The organism is Arthrobacter pascens (assembly GCF_017052465.1).
Classification (GTDB): Bacteria; Actinomycetota; Actinomycetes; order Actinomycetales; family Micrococcaceae; genus Arthrobacter; species Arthrobacter pascens.
Genome location: NZ_JAFHKT010000151.1, coordinates 366760 through 384125, shown reverse-complemented (window position 1 = coordinate 384125; position 17366 = coordinate 366760). Strand labels below are relative to the sequence as shown.

General features: G+C 67.5%; 14 protein-coding genes. 11 read left to right on the top strand and 3 right to left on the bottom strand.

Annotation, left to right across the window (positions count from 1 at the left end; translation table 11 throughout):
- Window positions 1-241 precede the first annotated feature (241 nt).
- From JYA52_RS19930 to JYA52_RS19895, 8 genes are all read left to right on the top strand, one after another.
- Window positions 242-1828: an FG-GAP-like repeat-containing protein gene (locus JYA52_RS19930; RefSeq protein ID WP_307869465.1), complete on the top strand. Its 1587-nt coding sequence runs from the start codon at window positions 242-244 to the stop codon at window positions 1826-1828.
- 139 nt (window positions 1829-1967) lie between these two features.
- Window positions 1968-3371 carry an MFS transporter gene (locus JYA52_RS19925; protein ID WP_205655073.1) on the top strand — a complete coding sequence of 468 codons (1404 nt, stop codon included), beginning with the start codon at window positions 1968-1970 and terminating at the stop codon, window positions 3369-3371.
- A gap of 282 nt (window positions 3372-3653) precedes the next feature.
- Window positions 3654-4889: a CaiB/BaiF CoA transferase family protein gene (locus tag JYA52_RS19920; RefSeq protein ID WP_205655071.1), complete on the top strand. Its 1236-nt coding sequence runs from the start codon at window positions 3654-3656 to the stop codon at window positions 4887-4889.
- A 1-nt stretch (window position 4890) separates the two neighbouring features.
- Window positions 4891-5766 (top strand): hydroxymethylglutaryl-CoA lyase, encoded by an 876-nt coding sequence (locus JYA52_RS19915; protein ID WP_205655069.1) that lies wholly within the window; start codon window positions 4891-4893, stop codon window positions 5764-5766.
- Window positions 5767-5862: 96 nt separating this feature from the next.
- Entirely contained in the window at window positions 5863-7296 is a 1434-nt protein-coding gene (locus tag JYA52_RS19910) for a 2-hydroxycarboxylate transporter family protein (RefSeq protein ID WP_240460554.1), read from the top strand.
- A 90-nt stretch (window positions 7297-7386) separates the two neighbouring features.
- On the top strand, window positions 7387-7926 hold the full coding sequence (locus tag JYA52_RS19905) for a gamma carbonic anhydrase family protein (protein WP_205655067.1): 540 nt from the start codon (window positions 7387-7389) through the stop codon (window positions 7924-7926).
- Between the two features lie 34 nt (window positions 7927-7960).
- Window positions 7961-9649 (top strand): thiamine pyrophosphate-binding protein, encoded by a 1689-nt coding sequence (locus JYA52_RS19900; RefSeq protein WP_205655065.1) that lies wholly within the window; start codon window positions 7961-7963, stop codon window positions 9647-9649.
- A 22-nt stretch (window positions 9650-9671) separates the two neighbouring features.
- Window positions 9672-10325 carry an IclR family transcriptional regulator gene (locus tag JYA52_RS19895; protein ID WP_205655063.1) on the top strand — a complete coding sequence of 218 codons (654 nt, stop codon included), beginning with the start codon at window positions 9672-9674 and terminating at the stop codon, window positions 10323-10325.
- Here the strand turns inward: JYA52_RS19895 and JYA52_RS19890 are convergent.
- Window positions 10322-11299, bottom strand: coding sequence for a LacI family DNA-binding transcriptional regulator (locus tag JYA52_RS19890; protein WP_205655287.1), 978 nt, complete (start codon window positions 11297-11299; stop codon window positions 10322-10324). The genes JYA52_RS19895 and JYA52_RS19890 overlap by 4 nt on opposite strands.
- A gap of 196 nt (window positions 11300-11495) precedes the next feature.
- Between JYA52_RS19890 and uriH the strand changes: the two genes are divergently transcribed.
- From uriH to JYA52_RS19875, 3 genes are read left to right on the top strand one after another with little or no spacing between them, the layout of a single operon-like run.
- The gene (gene uriH, locus JYA52_RS19885; protein WP_205655061.1) at window positions 11496-12548 is read left to right on the top strand and encodes a uridine-preferring nucleoside hydrolase UriH; all 1053 of its coding nucleotides are present in this window, start codon (window positions 11496-11498) and stop codon (window positions 12546-12548) included.
- Entirely contained in the window at window positions 12549-13976 is a 1428-nt protein-coding gene (uriT, locus tag JYA52_RS19880; protein WP_205655059.1) for a uridine transporter UriT, read from the top strand.
- A complete protein-coding gene (locus tag JYA52_RS19875) occupies window positions 13973-14968 on the top strand; it encodes a ribokinase (protein ID WP_205655057.1) in 996 nt (331 codons plus the stop codon). The genes uriT and JYA52_RS19875 overlap by 4 nt, the downstream gene beginning before the upstream one ends.
- Before the next feature lie 30 nt (window positions 14969-14998).
- Here JYA52_RS19875 and JYA52_RS19870 read toward each other — a convergent pair whose 3' ends face one another.
- Both JYA52_RS19870 and JYA52_RS19865 read right to left on the bottom strand, forming a co-directional pair.
- Entirely contained in the window at window positions 14999-16486 is a 1488-nt protein-coding gene (locus JYA52_RS19870; protein WP_205655055.1) for an NCS1 family nucleobase:cation symporter-1, read from the bottom strand.
- 337 nt (window positions 16487-16823) lie between these two features.
- Window positions 16824-17366 (bottom strand): GNAT family N-acetyltransferase, encoded by a 543-nt coding sequence (locus JYA52_RS19865; RefSeq protein WP_205655053.1) that lies wholly within the window; start codon window positions 17364-17366, stop codon window positions 16824-16826.

Here is a 17366-nt window from a genome sequence, read left to right as displayed (position 1 = left end):
CTGCCTGACGCACTGCCGGCAGGCGTAGCGCCCGCCCGGACCGCGCACCATTGCATTTAGGCCACACTCCCGGACCCGCCGGAGCCGCCCGCCGCCCGCGAAAGTAAACTGATGGTGGCAAAGGAGCGGCGGCGATGGACGCTAAGGTTCATCATTCGGGGCTGGTTCTTCCGGGGCTCACCTGCACCGAGCGGATCACCGGCAGCTGCCCTGTGGCCGCCGCCGGAAGCGGGTGGCGGGCGTGACCGCGGCACGGGCGCTGCGCCTCCTGACCGCGGTCCTTGTCTTTCTGGCGTTGATCGTGGGGGCCGCTCCGGGTGCCCCTCCTGCGCAGGCTGTGTCGCTGCGGGGCCATGACATCTCCTGGCCGCAATGCCCGACGGCGGTGGGCGGCTTTGGCCTGCCCCTTCCGCCCGCTTCGTCCCAGTTCGTCGTCATCGGCCTGACGAAAGGGCTCCCCTTCACCGAAAACCCGTGCCTGGCCAGCCAGCTGAAGTGGGCGACCGACAACCGCAAGCCTGCCCAGGCGTACACCATGGCGGCCTTCCCCACCGCCGCGCAGCTCGCCACCTACAGGACGCAGGGACCCTGGTCATCCGCCACCCGCGCGGGGCAGCTGTCCAACGTGGGCTACGCGGAGGCGCGCTTCGCGATCGCCAGCCTCGTCAAGACGGGCTTCGCACCCCGGGTGGTCTGGATCGACGTCGAACCCCGGCCCGCCCAGCCTTGGCCCACGGCCACAGCAGTGCAGCAGCGTGAAAACCGGTACCTCATCGAGGGCCTGATGCGGGGCCTGCGCGATGCCCGCTACTCATACGGCCTCTACTCGTTTACCTCCGGCTGGGCAAGCATCACCGGCTCGTGGCGGCTCCCCGGCGTGCCGGTCTGGGCCACGGCCGGCATGCTCGACTACCCGAACGAAGCGCTGGACCGCTGCCGCCAGCCGAGCTTCTCCGGCGGGCGGGTCTATATTTCGCAGTGGTACGACAACACCCGGGACTACGACCTCACCTGCGATCCCTACGCGTTCACGCCGCTGCCTATTCCGGCGTCAACGCTCTCGGGCGCAACAGCCGACTTCAACGGCGACTGGAACAACGACATCCTGGCCCGGTATACGGCCCGGGCTGAGCTGTGGATGTACCGCGGTACGGGGCAGGGCGGCAGGCTGGCCGGCGTCCTGATCGGAATCGGTTGGAACGGCTTCGCCCTTGAAACACCCGGGGACTTCAACGGCGATGGCCCGCTGGATGTGCTCGCCAGGGAGACTTCCACGGGCATCCTGTGGCTGTACCGGGGCAACGGCACCGGCGGCTTCCTGCCGCGCCTGCGGCTCGGCGCCGGCTGGAACGTCATGAACTCCATCGTGGGCCCCGGCGACTTCAACGGCGATCAGCGCGTGGACGTCCTGGCGAGGGAAACCGCCACCGGACACCTGTGGCTCTACCGGGGAAATGGCACCGGTGGATTCTTGCCGCGTCTCCGTGTGGGAACCGGATGGAACACCTTCAATGCCCTGGCTGGACCCGGCGACTTCAACGGCGACGGCGCCGTGGACGTTCTTGCGAGGGAGACCGCCACGGGGACGCTGTGGCTCTACGGCGGGAACGGTACCGGCGGCTGGCTCCCCCGCACGAGGGTGGGCGGCGGCTGGAACGTCATGACCGCCGTCGTGGGCCCCGGCGACTTCAACGGCGACCGCAGGACCGACATCCTCGCGCGCGACGGCGCCGGCGTGCTGTGGCTGTATCCCGGCAACGGGGCCGGCGGCCACCTCCCGCGGGTTCAGGTGGGTCCCGGCTGGAACGGCTTCTCGCCGCTGTTCTGAGCCGCGGCCGCGCCACCGGGCGTGCCGCAAGCCGGGTGGGGGTGACCGTGGGGTGACCGTGCGGTGACCGCGCGGTGACCGTGCGGTGACCGTGCGGTGATCGTGTCCACGACGGCCCGTTGTCATTACACTGGGACGCATGACCGAGCAGGAACCGGCCCCGGTCTGGGCCGATCCGGACGCCGTCGACACTTCAGTGCGCAGTCCGGCACAGCGGTCCCGCACCTTCGCCGGGATCCTGGTGAACACTGCGCTCGCCAACGTCACCACCAGCTACCTGTGGTTCGCCCTGACGTTCTGGGTGTACCTGGAGACGCGCAACGTCATCGCCACCGGGGTGGTCGGCGGCGCCTACATGCTGCTGATCGCCCTTTCCAGCATCAGCTTCGGCACCTTCGTGGACCGCTACCGCAAGCTGGCCGTGATGCGCTTCGCCGCCGCCTTCACTCTGGTGATGTTCGTGCTGTCAGGAGTCATGTTCCTGCTGGCACCCACCGCCTGGCTGCTGGACCTGACACAGCCAGGGTTCTGGGTCTTCACCCTCGTCATCCTGATCGGCGCGGTGGTGGAGAACATGCGCAACATCGCCCTCTCCACCACGGTCACCATCCTCATCGAGCCGGATCGGCGCGCCAACGCCAACGGGCTGGTGGGCATGGTGCAGGGCCTGATGTTCATCGTCACCTCGGTGCTCTCCGGGCTGTCGGTCGGGCTGCTGGGCATGGGCTGGACGATCGCCGTCGCCCTGGCGCTCACGGCGCTGGCCTTCGCGCACCTGCTCACGCTGCGCATGCCCGAGGAGGTGCGCGCGGCCGCCACCGACGCGCACGGCGGATTCGACCTGCGCGGCTCCCTCGCCGCCGTGCTGGCCGTTGCCGGACTGTTCGCGCTGATCCTGTTCTCCACGTTCAACAACTTCATCGGCGGCGTCTACATGGCCCTCATGGACCCGTATGGCCTGGAGATGTTCCCTGTGGAGCTGTGGGGAGTCTTCTCCGCGGTGGGCTTCACGGGGATCCTCGTGGGGGGCGCGCTGATCGGCAAGTTCGGACTCGGGTCCAACCCCTTGCGCACTCTTCTCATCGCCGTGGTCCTGATGGGGGCCCTCGGTGCGGTGTTCACGGTGCGGGAGTGGGCGTGGCTGTACATCGCCGGCATCTGGCTGTACCTCGTCCTGGTGCCTTTCGTGGAGGCCGCCGAGCAGACGGTCATCCAGCAGGTGGTGCCCCTGCCCCGGCAGGGCCGGGTGTTCGGATTCGCCATGGCCTTCGAGTCCGCGGCCGCGCCGGTCACCGCGTTCCTCATCGCGCCGATCGCCCAGGTCTGGATCATCCCCTACGCACGGTCCGCTGAGGGCGCCGCCCAGCTTGCCCCGCTGCTGGGCGAGGGCACCTCCCGCGGCATCGCGCTGGTGTTCCTGGTTGCAGGGGTCATCATGATCGCGGCCGCGCTGCTGGCCTTTCTGACGCCGGTCTACCGTAGGGTCTCGGCATCCTACGCGCAGGCGGCGGCAGAGGCGCCCCTCAGAGACCCTGCCCTTTAAACGGTCCCGCCTGGAGCAGGCTGCCCTGCCTGGCTGTTAACGAAGCAACCTCCGCACATGGGGGATATGCGGAGGTTGCCGCCTCAAAGGTACTGGCTGGTAGGTTTCGCGCTCAACTTGATAAGACCCGGTCCCGCTGGTCCCCGCGCAATTCGCCCATCACCGTCGCCCGCGCAAAGGTGTTGCGCCGGTCACAGTGCCCTGCTACTGTCTATCCGCCCAATGACAAGCATCTCCCATCAGGTGGGAAGTCTTGCACTCAAAGACGCAGGCAGGAATCACATGACGCAGGAACTTCATCTGGAGGGCAACTCCCTCCCGCTCCAAGGCATTCGCGTGCTGGAGCTCGGCAGCTTCATCGCGGCGCCGTTCGCGGCCCGGCTCTTTGGTGACTTCGGTGCCGAGGTCATCAAGATTGAAAAGCCCCAGGGCGGCGACGAGCTGCGGGACTGGCGCAAGACCCGCGGCACCACGTCCATGCTGTTCCGCACCATCGGCCGTAACAAGAAGTCTGTGGCCCTGGACCTCCGCTCGGAGACCGGGCGCGAGGCGGTCAAGAAGATCGCGGCCCAGTGCGACGTGGTCATTGAAAACTTCCGTCCCGGCACGCTCGAGAAGTGGGGGCTTGGCCCCGACGTGCTCCAGGAACTTAACCCGGACATGGTCATGGTGCGCATCTCCGGCTACGGCCAGACCGGCCCGTACAAGAACCGTGCCGGCTTCGGCAGCTCCGCAGAGTCCTTCGCTGGCCTGCGCTACATCACCGGCGAGCCGGACCGGCCCGCCGGCCGCGCCGCCGCCAGCATGGGTGACACCGTCGCCGGACTTTACGGGGTCATCGGCGCCCTGATGCTTATGCTGCAGAAGGCCCGAGGCCTCGAGACCGGCACGTCCCGGGTGGTCGACGTCGCCCTCTACGAAGGCGTCTTCAGCCTGCTCGAATCTCTGGTCCCGGACTACGACGCGTACGGCATGGTCCGGCAGCGCACCGGCGGCGCGCTGCCCGGCGTCGTACCCACCGGCTCCTACCTCTGTGGCGACGGCCTGGAGGTGGTCATCGGCGGGAACTCCAACTCCGTGTTCGTGCGCCTGATGCGGGCGATTGGCCGCGAGGACCTCGCCGGAGACGAAACCCTTCTCGCCACGGAGGCCCGCGGCGCCCGTGAGGAAGAACTCAACGGCGCCATCTCCGCCTGGACCGGCAGCATGCCCCTCACCGAGGTGCTGGACAAGCTGGACGACGCCGGGGTCCCCGCCGGTCCGGTCTACGACGCCCCGAGCATCGCCGTGGACAAGCACTACCTGGCGCGCGACATGATCCAGGCCCACGAGGTGGTCATCGAGGACGAGCCCGAGCTGATCCGGTTCCCAGGCGTCGTGCCGAAGATTCCCGGCCATGAGGGCCGCGTGAAATGGGTCGGCCCGGAGCTGGGCCAGCACACCGCAGAGGTCCTGCAGGAGCTCGCGGGCATGGACGCCGACGAGATCGCCGCGCTCGGACTGCAGGGGGTGCGCTGACATGCAGGTGGAAATCACCGACGTCTTCCTGCGCGACGGACTGCAGGACGAACCGGTCATCGTGTCAACAGCGCACAAGCTGGAAATTGCCGAGGCCCTGGTCGCCGCGGGCGTGAAGCGCATCGAAGCGGCCTCGTTCGTGAACCCGAAGCGGGTACCCCAGATGGCCGACGCCGCAGAGATCATTTCCTCCCTGACGGCAGTCCCGGGAGTCACCTATACCAGCCTGGCGCTCAACGGGAAGGGTATCGAACGGGCCGTCGACGCCGGGGCAACAGACATCCAGGTGGTCGCCTCGGCCAGCCAGGCGCACAGCAACGCCAACGCAGGGCAAGCCATCGAGGATGCCCTCGCCAGCCTCGGCGCGGCCGTCTCCAGATTTCCACAGGCCCGCTTCTTCGCGGGCATCTCCACCGCCTTCACCTGCCCCTTCGAGGGCAGTATCGACCCCGGCTACCTGCTGCGCGTGGTCCGCGCCTTCAAGGACATGGGCATTACCGACATCGGACTCGCGGACACCCTGGGCACCTCGCCCACCGACCAGGTGATGGCCAGCCTGCAGCACGTCCGCGACGCCGAACCGGACCTGACCTACTACCTCCACCTCCACAACGCCCACGGCCAGGCGCTGGGGACGGCGAGCGCAGCGGTGGACTCCGGCGTCGTCCATTTTGACGCCGCACTGGGCGGATACGGCGGCTGCCCGTTCGCCCCCGGGGCGCACGGCAACATCGCCACCGAGGAACTGGTCCGGCACCTGCACGACACGGGCCACGACACCGGCATTGACGAGGACCGCCTCGCCGACGCCGTCCGGCTGGCCCGCGACGTGGTGATGCACTCCCCCGCCGCCGGGCTGCTGGACCCCGCCCGCTAAAACCCGCCCGCCAAACCTGCCCGCCAGGAACTTTCCACCCCAGTCCCACACAGCACACCACAATAAGAATTCCTACTCACCGTTTTGGAGACGATGATGTCTACAAGCCCACGCACCACGGAACTCACTGACGACCCAACGGACACTGCCATGAGCGAGACCTCCCCCGGCCCCGCCGGCGGCATCGAACATCCGGTAACCCGCACCGCGGGCCCGCGGCCCGGGACCCACCACCCCGGCCGGCTGGGATCCCGGATCGCCAGCGTCCCGGCTCCCCTCTACCTCGTCCTCGCGGGCCTGGTCCTTGCCGCCGCCCTCACGGGCAACCTTCCGGACACCATGGTTGTCGGCTTTGCCACCACCATCCTGCTCGGCGGGCTGTTCATCTGGATCGGCAACCTGTTCCCGGTGGTCCGGGACTTCGGGCTCCCCACCGTCCTGTGCACGTTTGCACCCGCCACCCTCGCCTTCTTCGGCCTGATGCCGGAGAACATCATCACCGTTGTGCAGAACTTCGTGGATGGACAGGGTTTCCTGGACTTCTTCGTGGTGGGCATCATCGCCGGCTCCATCCTTGGCATGCCCCGGGCACTGCTGCTGAAGGCCGGCCCACGCTTCGCCGTCCCCCTGATCGGCTGCCTCATCGCCACGTTCGTTTTGGTCGGGCTAATTGCCGCGCTGACCGGCTTCGGGTTTGTCGAAGGCATCCTCTTCATTGCCGCCCCCATTATGGCCGGCGGCCTGGGCGTCGGAGCCCTGCCCATGTCCGAGATGTACGCGTCGGCAACCGGCGGGGACTCTGCCACCTTCATGGGGGACCTGATGTCCGCGGTCGTGATGGCCAACGTGGTCTGCATCCTCATCGCCGGCATCTACAACGGGCTGGGCAAGCGCAAGAAGCAGCTCTTCATCGGGTTCAACGGCCACGGCCAGCTGCTGCGGATCAGCGGCCGCTCCGATGAGCTGGCCCTGCCGCCCAAGCGCGACACGTCCTCCTTCATCGCCCTGGGCAAAGGACTGCTCATCGCCGGCAGCCTCTTCATCTTCGGAAACCTCGCGGCCGCGTTCCTCCCCGGGCTGCACCCCTATGCCTGGACGATCATCGCCGCCGCCGCCGTCAAGATTTTTGGACTGCTCCCGCAGGACGTCGAAGACTCCACCGCGGACTGGGGCGACCTGATCGGCGCCGTCCTGGTTCCCGCGCTCCTGGTGGGCGTCAGCCTCACCTACATCGACATCACAGAGGTCCTGGCCTCGCTGAGCAACCCGCTGTTCATCCTTCTCACGGTCTGCACCGTCATCATCGCGACCCTGACCTCAGGCGTCCTCGGCTGGCTGGTGAAATTCAACTTCGTGGAAGCCTCCATCACGCCCGGCCTGGTCATGGCGGACACCGGAGGCAGCGGCGACGTGGCCGTCCTGAGCGCCGCGAACCGACTGCACCTCATGCCGTTCGCGGCCCTCACCAACCGCCTGGGCGGAGCGCTGGTCCTCTTCGTGACCTCGCTGATCGTCCCGTTCCTAGCCTGACGGCCTTTACACAAAGCAGCATGGATTACGACGGCGGTGCCCCGCCACTACTGCGGGGCACCGCCCCTTCACCTCACCCAAAGGACCACCATGATTGACAACGTCCTGGCCGTTGACGGCCGCACACCCGCCATTTCCGGCGACGCCTGGGTGGCCCCCACGGCCACCGTCGTCGGCTCCGCAACCATTGGCGCGGGCACGGGAATCTTCTACGGCGCCGTGGTGCGGGCGGACATGGAGGACATCAGCATTGGCGCGGACAGCAACATCCAGGACGGCGCCGTTGTCCACGCCGATCCGGGCTATCCGGCACTGATCGGCAACCGGGTCAGCGTGGGCCACGGAGCCGTGCTGCACGGCTGCACCATCGGTGACGGCGCGCTCATCGGAATGAATGCCACCGTCCTGAACGGCGCCGTCGTCGGCGCCGGCTCACTGATCGCCGCAAACGCGCTAGTGCTGGAGGGCACAGAGGTTCCGCCGGGATCACTGGTGGCAGGCGTCCCCGGCAAGGTGCGACGCCCCCTCACGCCCGAAGAAATCGAGCACTGCAGCCAGAACGCCACCACCTATACCGGGCTGGCCCGGAAGCACCGCGGCGCTGTGCCGCTGGTCCCTTCCGCCCGATAGTGCCTTGCCCGAAGACAGAAAGATAAGAGAAGCCATGACGAGCGCCAGCACCCAACTTCCAGCCGGCGGCAAGGCCACTGCCCTGCCGGACGACAGCCATGTGTCCGCGATCGTCGCCGACGTGGTGGCCGAGCGCGCAGGGCATCTGTTCGGACTGATGGGCAACGGCAACGCCCACCTCATCAGCCGGCTGACCCGCCGTGGTTTTCCCTTCACCTCGGCCCGGCACGAATCCGCAACCGTCGCCATGGCAGATGCCTACCATCGGGCAACCGGGGGCGTGGCGGCCGCCACCACCACCTACGGCGCGGGCTTCACCAACGCCTACACCACCCTCGCCGAGGCACGGATCGCCCGGATCCCGCTGGTTCTGGTGGTGGGAGACGCACCCTCCAGCGGTCCCCGGCCGTTCGACATCGACCAGACGAAGGCAGCTGATGCGGCGGGCGTCGTTACCCTCGTGGCGGGCCCGGGCAACGCCGCCGCCATCACCCACCGTGCATTCGACCTAGCCCTGCAGACCGTCCAGCCCGTGGTGCTGGCCATTCCCTACGACCTCGCCACCGCCCCGCCCTCGGACCCGGAACCGCTAGAACCCCTGCCCGCAAAGCCCATATGGCCCGCGGAACCGGCCCAACTGGACCGCGTGGCGGACCTCCTCGCCGGGGCGGAACGGCCGCTGATCCTGGCGGGACGCGGCGTCCTGCTGGCCCAGGCTGCCGAGCCCCTGCGCGCCGTTGGAGACCGGCACGGCGCACTCTTCATGACCTCGGTCATGGCAGCCAACGTTTTCGATAGTCCGTGGGATTTGGGCATCGCCGGCGGATTCACCCGCAGCCACCGCCTCGACGTCGCACGCCACGCCGACGTCGTCCTGGTAGTGGGAGCCAGCCTGAACACCTTCCAAACGCGCTACGGAACGCTGTTCCCCGCAGGAACCAGGATCATCCGCGTGGACAACGAACCGGACCCGGGACACCCCGCAGCGGAGTACATCCGGGCGGACATCCGCCCGTTCATCGAGGGACTGCTGGAACGGCTCCCAACAGCCACCTCCACCTGGCGCGCCCAGGTCCCGGAAGTATCCCAGGCGGAGTTCCGGTCATCCCGCCCGAGCGAGGACCCCGACGAGTTCGGCCCCGACGGACGACTGAACCCGCGAGCGGTCGTCGCCGCCCTGGACCGCATCCTGCCGGCGGAACGTTCGGTGGTGATGGACGGCGGGCATTTCATCGGCTGGGCGCCAATGTACCTTTCAGTCCCCGACCCGCACGCCATGGTCCTGGTAGGCACCGCCTTCCAGTCCATCGGCCTGGGCTTCGGCTCCGCCGCCGGCGTCTCGGCGGCCCGCCCGGAACGCATCACCGTCCTGGTCAGCGGCGACGGCGGCGGACTGATGGGTTTGGCCGATTTCGAGACCTTCCTCCGGGCCACCCGCAAGGGTGTGGTCGTAGTCCTCAACGACTCCGCCTACGGGGCAGAGCTGCACCAGTACGCCGCCAAGGGGCTCCACGACCAGGCGATGCTGATTGACGAAGTGGACTTCGCCGCCGTCGGACGTGCACTTGGCGCCCAAGGCACCAAAGCCCGCACGCTGGCGGACCTGGACCAGCTGCACGAGTGGCTCACCACCCACGAGGAAGGCGTGTTCGTCCTCGACGTAGCCATTTCGCAGAAAGTGGTGGCCGAGTTCATGGCGGAGTCCGTGGCCGCCAGCGGCTAAGCGGACACCATAAGCTGGCCACATGCCGTCTACTGACACCAACGGAAGCAACCGGACCCTCGAACGCGCCGCCGCCATCCTTGATGCCGTGGGCCGGTCCGCCGTCTCAGCCAGCGAGCTGTCCCGGCGGACCGGACTGTCACTGTCGACGGCGCACCGCCTGGCGCTGCAGCTGGCCGACTACGACTTCCTGCGCCGCACCGACAGTGGCGCCTTCCGGCTCGGGGACCGGTTCGTCCGGTCAGCCCTGGAGAATGCCGGCATACCTGTCCTCAATGACCTGCGGGACCAAACCGGCGAGACTGCGCAGCTGTGGGTGCGGCGGGGCGACGAACGCGTCTGCCTGCTCAGCGCCGACAGCCGGCACGAACTCCGTGCCACCCTGCCTCCCGGCTCCAGGCTGCCCCTGCCCCAGGGGTCGAGCGGCCGCCTCCTCGCGGCAGAAGAGGATGCCCTGGCCGAGCTGGAGTCAGCGGGCTGGATCGAGTCGGTGGGTTCCCGCACGCCCGGACTGGGCTCCGTCAGCGCCCCCGTGCGCGCCGACGAAGGAATCATCGCCGCGGTCTGCCTGGCCATGCCCCTGGCCCGGGTATCCGAATCTCCCGGCCAGGACCATGGCAGCCTCGTGGTCCGGGCAGCGCAGCGGATTGCCGAGGCCGTGGAGCGACGCAACTAGCCCGTCGAACCCCTGACCACCAGCGAGCTGTCGAGCGTCACGTGCGGTTCCTCGAGTTCCAGTCCCTCCATGAGCGCCCGGAGCTGTTGGCCGGCCTTGCGTCCCAGCGGCATCCCCGGCAGATGCACGCTGGTCAGGCCGGGGTTACTCGTTGCCGAGTAGGGCAGATCGTCGAAGCCCGCCACGGCCAGTTCCTGCGGAATGCGGACACCGGCCACACGCGCCTCCTGCAGCACACCGTAGGCGTGTGTGTCGGTACCACACACGACGGCGGTGACCCCCGAACGCTGCCACTCCGGCCAGGCCCGGGCGAACGCCTCGGCGGCCGCCCCGACGTCGATCGTGGTGCTCATGGTGCAGTCCGGCGGGACCGAGATCCCGCGTGCCCGGGCCTCCTCCAGGAACGCGTTGCGCCGCACGTCGAAGGTGGCCGTACCGGTCACGCTGTCGATGTAGGCCGCACGCGTGTGCCCTGAATCGGCCAGGTGCGCCGCCAGTTCACGTGCGCCGTGCGCGACGTCCAGGTTTACGGAGGCGGCGTAGCCCTCCAGGCCGGGTGCATCAAGCAGCACCAGGGGCCCGGCTACGGAGAGTTCGTCGAGGAAGCCGGCGTTGGGGGCATCCACCAGGAGGCCGGCGGGCCGGAGCGCCATGAGCTTCCGGACGTCCTCAGCCTGCGGAAATTCCCCGGCGTCCGTGACGGACAGCAGCAGCTGATAGGAGGCGCCGAGCGACTCCCGCACTCCGGCGATCACCTTGGCGAAAAACGGGTTGGAGATATCCGGGGCCACCAGGATGACGATCGAACTCACGCCCTTGGCCAGCGAGCTTCCGATGCCGTCCACCACGTAGCCCAGCTCGGAGATGGCCTGCCGCACACGCGAAATGTTGTCCTCAGACACGCGCCCTCGGGTTTTTCCGTTGGCCACCAACGACACCGTGGCGGTGGAAACGCCGGCGCGTTCGGCCACCATCGCGGCCGTGACACGGGGCGCCCGGGCGTTGGGCCGATCGAGGGTGTCCATGTATCGATCGTAGCCAAGGTTTCGCGCTTTCAGGCATCACATGGCATCAAGCGCTTGACGCACTTCACGTTAAGCGCTTGACGTACGCCGCGGAGGGATGCCAGAATTCCCGTGAACGCTTTACCCCAATGACGTGGAGACAACCATGGAATCCCAGCCCCCTGCCCTGGCACCCAAGAAGATCATTCTTGACTGCGACCCCGGACATGACGACGCAGTGGCATTGCTGCTGGCTCACGGCAGCCCGGATGTCGAACTGCTCGCCGTCACAACCGTCGTGGGCAACCAAACCCTCGAAAAGGTCACCCGCAACGCACTCTCGGTCGCCACGATTGCGGGCATTACAGGCGTCCCGTTCGCCGCAGGCTGCGACCGCCCCTTGGTCCGCACCATCGAAACGGCCCCCAGCATCCACGGCGAGACCGGCATGGACGGCCCCGACCAGCCCGAGTCCACCATCGAGCTGGACCCCCGCCACGCCGTCGACCTGATCATCGAAACTGTGATGGCGCATGAACCCGGCACGGTCACCCTGGTCCCCACCGGGGGCCTGACCAACATCGCCATGGCGGCGCGCAAGGAACCGCGCATCGTGGAACGCGTCAAGGAAGTCGTCCTCATGGGTGGCGGCTACCACGTGGGCAACTGGAGCGCCGTGGCCGAATTCAACATCATCATCGACCCCGAAGCCGCGCACATCGTGTTCAACGAAAAGTGGCCGGTGGTGATGGTGGGCCTCGACCTCACGCACCAGGCACTGGCCACGCCGGAGATTGTTGACCGGATCGCGGCCATCGGCACCAAACCGGCCACGTTCGTCCTGGAACTGATGGAGTTCTTCACCAAGACCTACAAGGACGCACAGGGCTTCGACTACCCGCCGGTCCACGATCCGTGCGCAGTTGCCTACGTCATCGACCCCACCGTGATGACCACCCGCAAAGTCCCGGTGGACATTGAGCTGCAGGGGAAACTGACGCTCGGCATGACCGTGGCCGACTTCCGCGCGCCGGCCCCGGACGACTGCCACACGTCCGTCGCGGTGGACCTTGACCATCGGAAGTTCTGGGACCTCGTCACCGACGCGATTATCCGGATCGGAGAGCCCGACGGCGGCGCTCCCGCCGCCATGGCAGCGGAGGTCACCGCTGTGGCCGGGGCCGTTACCGCAGGCGCCGTTGCAGGAGGGGCCAAGTAAATGACCACCCTGATCGCCGACACCAAGTCCACCCGCGCCAACGTCACGGCGCTCGTCGTCGCACTGCTGGCCGCCTGCGTGGCGTTCCAGCTCAATGCCTCCATGCTCAGCCCGGCCCTTGTCACCATGGGCAACGAGCTTCACACGGACCAGGCCGTCATCGGCCTGTCCCAAACGTGGTTCTTCACAGCCGCGGCCTTGTTCTCGCTATTCCTCCCGCGCCTCAGTGACATCGTGGGCCGCAAGAAGATCCTGCTGGGCATGATGCTGCTGATGGCCGTCGGTTCGGTCATCGCTGCCCTCGCGCCCGACGTCACCTGGCTCTTCGTGGGCCGCATCATCCAGGGAGTCAGCGGCCCGACCGTACCCCTGTGCCTCATCATGCTCCGCTCCGCGGTCAGCAACCCGCGGCAGTACGGTGCCCTCATGGGACTCATCACGGCGGTCAACGGCGGGGTGGCCGGCGTCGACTCGTTCGTTGGCGGCTACTTTGCCGAGAACTTTGGATTCCGCAGCATCTTCTGGCTCATGGTCGTCCTGGCCCTGGCGGCAACGGTCCTGATTGCCGTCCTGGCCGGAGAGAGCAAGCCGGCCGCAGGCACCAGCATGGACTGGCGGGGCGTGTTCTTCATCGTGATCGCGGTGGGGGCACTCCTGACCGCACTGAACGAAGGCTCCAAGCTCGCCACGGCCTTCTCTGCCGGCACCCTGACGCTCGCTGTCGGCCTGACCGTGCTGGCGGCCGCCGCGTTCTGCGCGTTCTGGTGGGTGGAGAAGCGGGCAAAGTCGCCCATGGTGGAAACCGTGCACCTTCGCCAGCGCTCCACCTGGGCGCCGCTGCTTACCACCACGCTCACCATGACCGGCATTTTCGCCGTCATCAACGGCATCGTCCCGGCGTACGTCCAGGCGGCCGACCCGGGCTTCGGCGTCGGCCCCACCGAGATGTCCCTGCTCATCCTCACGCCGTACGCCCTGCTGGGCTGGCTCTTCGGGCCGATCAGTGGCCGGCTGGCCCCGGTCCTGGGCTACACAAAGGTCCTGCGCATCGGCCTGCTGGGCAGCCTGGCGGCCTTGGCGATCATCGCGTTCCTCGGCCTCAACAACCTGCCGATGATGATGGCCGGCACGGCACTGCTGGGGATCACGTACGCCGGTACGGTCAACATCATGCTGAACGGGCTCGGTGTGGTTCTCTCGCCGCCCGGCAACCCCGGCTTCCTTCCGGGCATGAATGCCGGCGCCTTCAACCTCGGCGCTGGGCTGAGCTTCCTGGTCCTCCCGGCCGCCCTCGTCGCGACGTCGTCCCTGGCGGATGCGAGGGCGTCTTACCTGACCGTCGTGGTCGTGGGCCTCGCCATCACCACGGCAGCCTTCGCCGCGTCACTCCTGATCCCCAAGCCCATCCACGCCGAGGTCACCGCATGAGCACCGAACCCAGCGCCGGCGCCAGCGCTCCGTTGTCGAGGATCGTCGTCGTTGGTTCGCTCAACGCCGACCTCACCATCTACTGCGACCGGCTCCCCCAGCCGGGCGAGACGGTCCACGGCGACGGCTTCGCCGTCAACCCGGGCGGCAAGAGCGCCAATCAGGCGGTGGCTGCCAGCAAACTCGGCGGCCAGGTCAGCCTGGTGGGCGCCATCGGCGACGACCCGAACGGCGCCATGCTCCTCGAGTCGACGGCACGCGCCGGGGTGGACGTCTCGCGCGTGCGCCGCGCCGCCGATGCCGCCACCGGCGTCGCCATCATCTCGGTCGACGCTGCCGGCGAGAACAGCATCATCATCTCGGCCGGCGCCAACGGCAGCCTGTCCCCGGCGGACGTCAAGGCCGCCGGGGAAGTTTTCGACGACGCCGCAGTGGTCTGTCTCTGCCTGGAGGTCGGCCTCGACACGGTTGCTGCCGCCGCCCAGGCAGGGCACGACGCCGGCGCAACGGTCCTGCTGAACCTCTCGCCCTACGCCGAGGTGCCCCAGGCCCTTGCCGGACTGAGCGACGTGCTGCTGGTGAACGCGCATGAGGCCTCCCTGTTCCTGGGGAAGGACGCCATGCCCGCCGCGGATGCGGACGCCGCCGAATGGGAGCCGGTGCGCAGTCAGTTTGCAGGCCGCGGCCTGCAGCGGGTGCTGGTGACGCTGGGTGCCCACGGTTCCGTGGTGTTGGATTCCCAGGCCGCCGGCACACAACAAATCACCCGGATTCCACCCACCAAGGTCGCCGCGGTGGACACCACCGGGGCCGGCGACGCTTTCACGGGCGCGGTGGCCGCGCGGCTGGCTGCCGGGGAATCGCTGGCAGAGGCGGCCGCGTTTGCCTCCGTGGCTGCGGCTCTGGCCGCCACCAGGAAGGGCACCCAGGCCGCATACGCGGACACCGCCGAGGTACAGCGCCTGCGTGGCAGCCGCGCCCGCAGGAGCTGATGCTCAGACCACTGCCCCCGGCCAGGGCGCTCAGCGGGCCTGCGGAATGTGCGTCTCTGTCCCACCCGGCTCAGCTGTATCGTCGGCGACGGCGGCCGTGATCGACTCGGCCAGGCTCCGGTCATGGCGCGAGATGAAGTAATGGACCACGGCCGCCAGGATTGATCCGATGAACCAGGAGAACGCCGATATGGCGCCGAATACGGGAACGAGCGCAAAGACCACGGCCGGGACAGCCGAGACGAGGAACGAAATGACCGCCTTCTGGTTCCAGCCGCCCGTATACGTGTAGTACCCCTCTTCCCGGAAGAGGTCTCGAACCAGCACGTGCTGCTTGCGGAGCACGTAGTAGTCAACCATGATGATCCCGAACAGCGGCCCGAGCAGCGCGCCGAGTCCTCCGAGGAAAAGGTTGATCACCACGGGGCTGTTGAAGAGGTTCCAGGGCGTAATGACCAGCGCGATCATTGCCGAGATCAGGCCGCCGCGCTTGAAATCGATCCGCGAGGGCCAGGCGTTCGCGAGGTCGTACGCCGGCGAGACAAAGTTCGCCACAACGTTGATGCCCAGCGTTGCGACCGCGAAGGTGACGGCGCCGAGCAGAAGCGCCCAGATGTTGTCGATCCGCCCGACAATCTCAACCGGGTCATAGATGTGCTCCCCGTACACCTGGAACGTTCCGGCAGTGACCACGACGGAGACCACGGAGAAGGCGATGAAGTTCACCGGCAGCCCCCACAGGTTCGCCGTGCGCACCGCCTTCCGGGATGGCGCGAACCGGGAGAAGTCGCAGAAGTTGAGCATCAAGGTGGAGAAATAGGTCACTGTCAGCGCTACGGCGGCAAAGAAGGCATGTGCCACCCCCCATTGCGCCTGTCCGCCCGGCAGTTCGACGGAAATCTTCCATCCGGCATGGATCAGGATGTAAACAACCAGGACTCCCATCACCGCCCACACGGCGGGACCGGCCCAGTCCTGGAACCTGCGGATCGTCTCCATGCCGTTCCGCAGGAGAAGAAGCTGGAGCGCCCACATCAACACGAAAGCCAGCCAGCCCAGCGTCGATTCGCCCAGGAAATTGTTCTCCGTCAGGACCGCCAGTTCGGGCCAGATCTTCAGCGCGATGATGATGACGGCCCGAGAGGCGAGCCACGTCTGGATGCCGTACCAGGCGATGGCCACGAGCGCACGGAGAAGGGCGGGCAGATTGGCGCCAAACGTTCCAAAGGAGATCCGGGCGAGCACGGGATAGGGAACACCGGTCTTCTGGCCGGCGTATCCGGAGCAGTTCATCAGGAAGAAAACGATGACAATCCCCGCCACCAGCGCAAGGAACACCTGCCACGCACCCAGGCCCAACGCGAAAAGGCCGGCCGCAAAGGTGTATCCGCCGAGCGAATGGATATCGGACATCCACATCGCAAACAGCGAATAGAAACCCCACGTACGATGTTCGGCCGGTGCGAGGTCTTCGTTGTAAAGCCGCCGGCTGGCCCCCGGTGGAATTGCGTGAGACACCCGATCCTCACTTCCCGGACTTCCACATGCGGAGAAAAGTTCAGCCCCAGGGGGCTGACCGGAACCTACCCATTGATGTCAATATACCCAGCAGGCCATCGTCCGGGTAGCAGCGCGCTGAAGTGCCGAAAGCTGGCTCCAGGCGTGCTGAGACCATGGAGCCAGCCTTTTCCGGCGAGTGCCCTCAGAGATGAGGCCGTTCAAGCCTCCCCCCAACAAGGTTTGAAGAACACTGCCGAGACACAGGCTATTCGCATGCGGAGAAGCAGGCAACGGGCGCGGGCCATGACGTTTCCTGCAGCCGGGGCCGGGACCCGCCCGTTCGTCAGCCCCTTAGTCAGCCGCTTCGCGGCCTGAGATCCTTGGCGAACGCCAGCCGTCCGATGGTCTCCGGATCGGCGGAGAGGTCAAAGTGCGGGGTGTACCCGGCGTTCAGGTACAGGTGCTTGGCTTCCGGCTGGCGCGGACCGGTGGTGAGGTAGATCCTGCTGTACCCCCTCGCGGCGGCGAGCTGTTCCAGCTCCTCCAGGACCCGCCGGGCCAGCCCGCGGCGGCGGTGCGCCGAGTGCGTCCAGATCCGCTTGAACTCCGCCGTCTGCGCGTCGTAGCGCCGGAAGGCTCCGCCCGCCACGGACTCGCCCTTTTCCTGGAGAATCAGCAGGGCGCCGCCTGGCGCCTGGAACTCGGTGGCCGGATATTTGCTGAGTTCCTCCGCGGCCGAGCCCCTGCCGAACAGGTCCCCGTAGCGGGCGTCGTATTCGACGGCGAGCTCGTCCAGGAGGGGCCGGACGCGGACGTCGTCCATGTGCAGTTCCAGCACGGCGACGTCCGTCGTGTCAGGCGTGGACCGCGGCAGGGCGGTTGGTGGCACGGTTTCCAT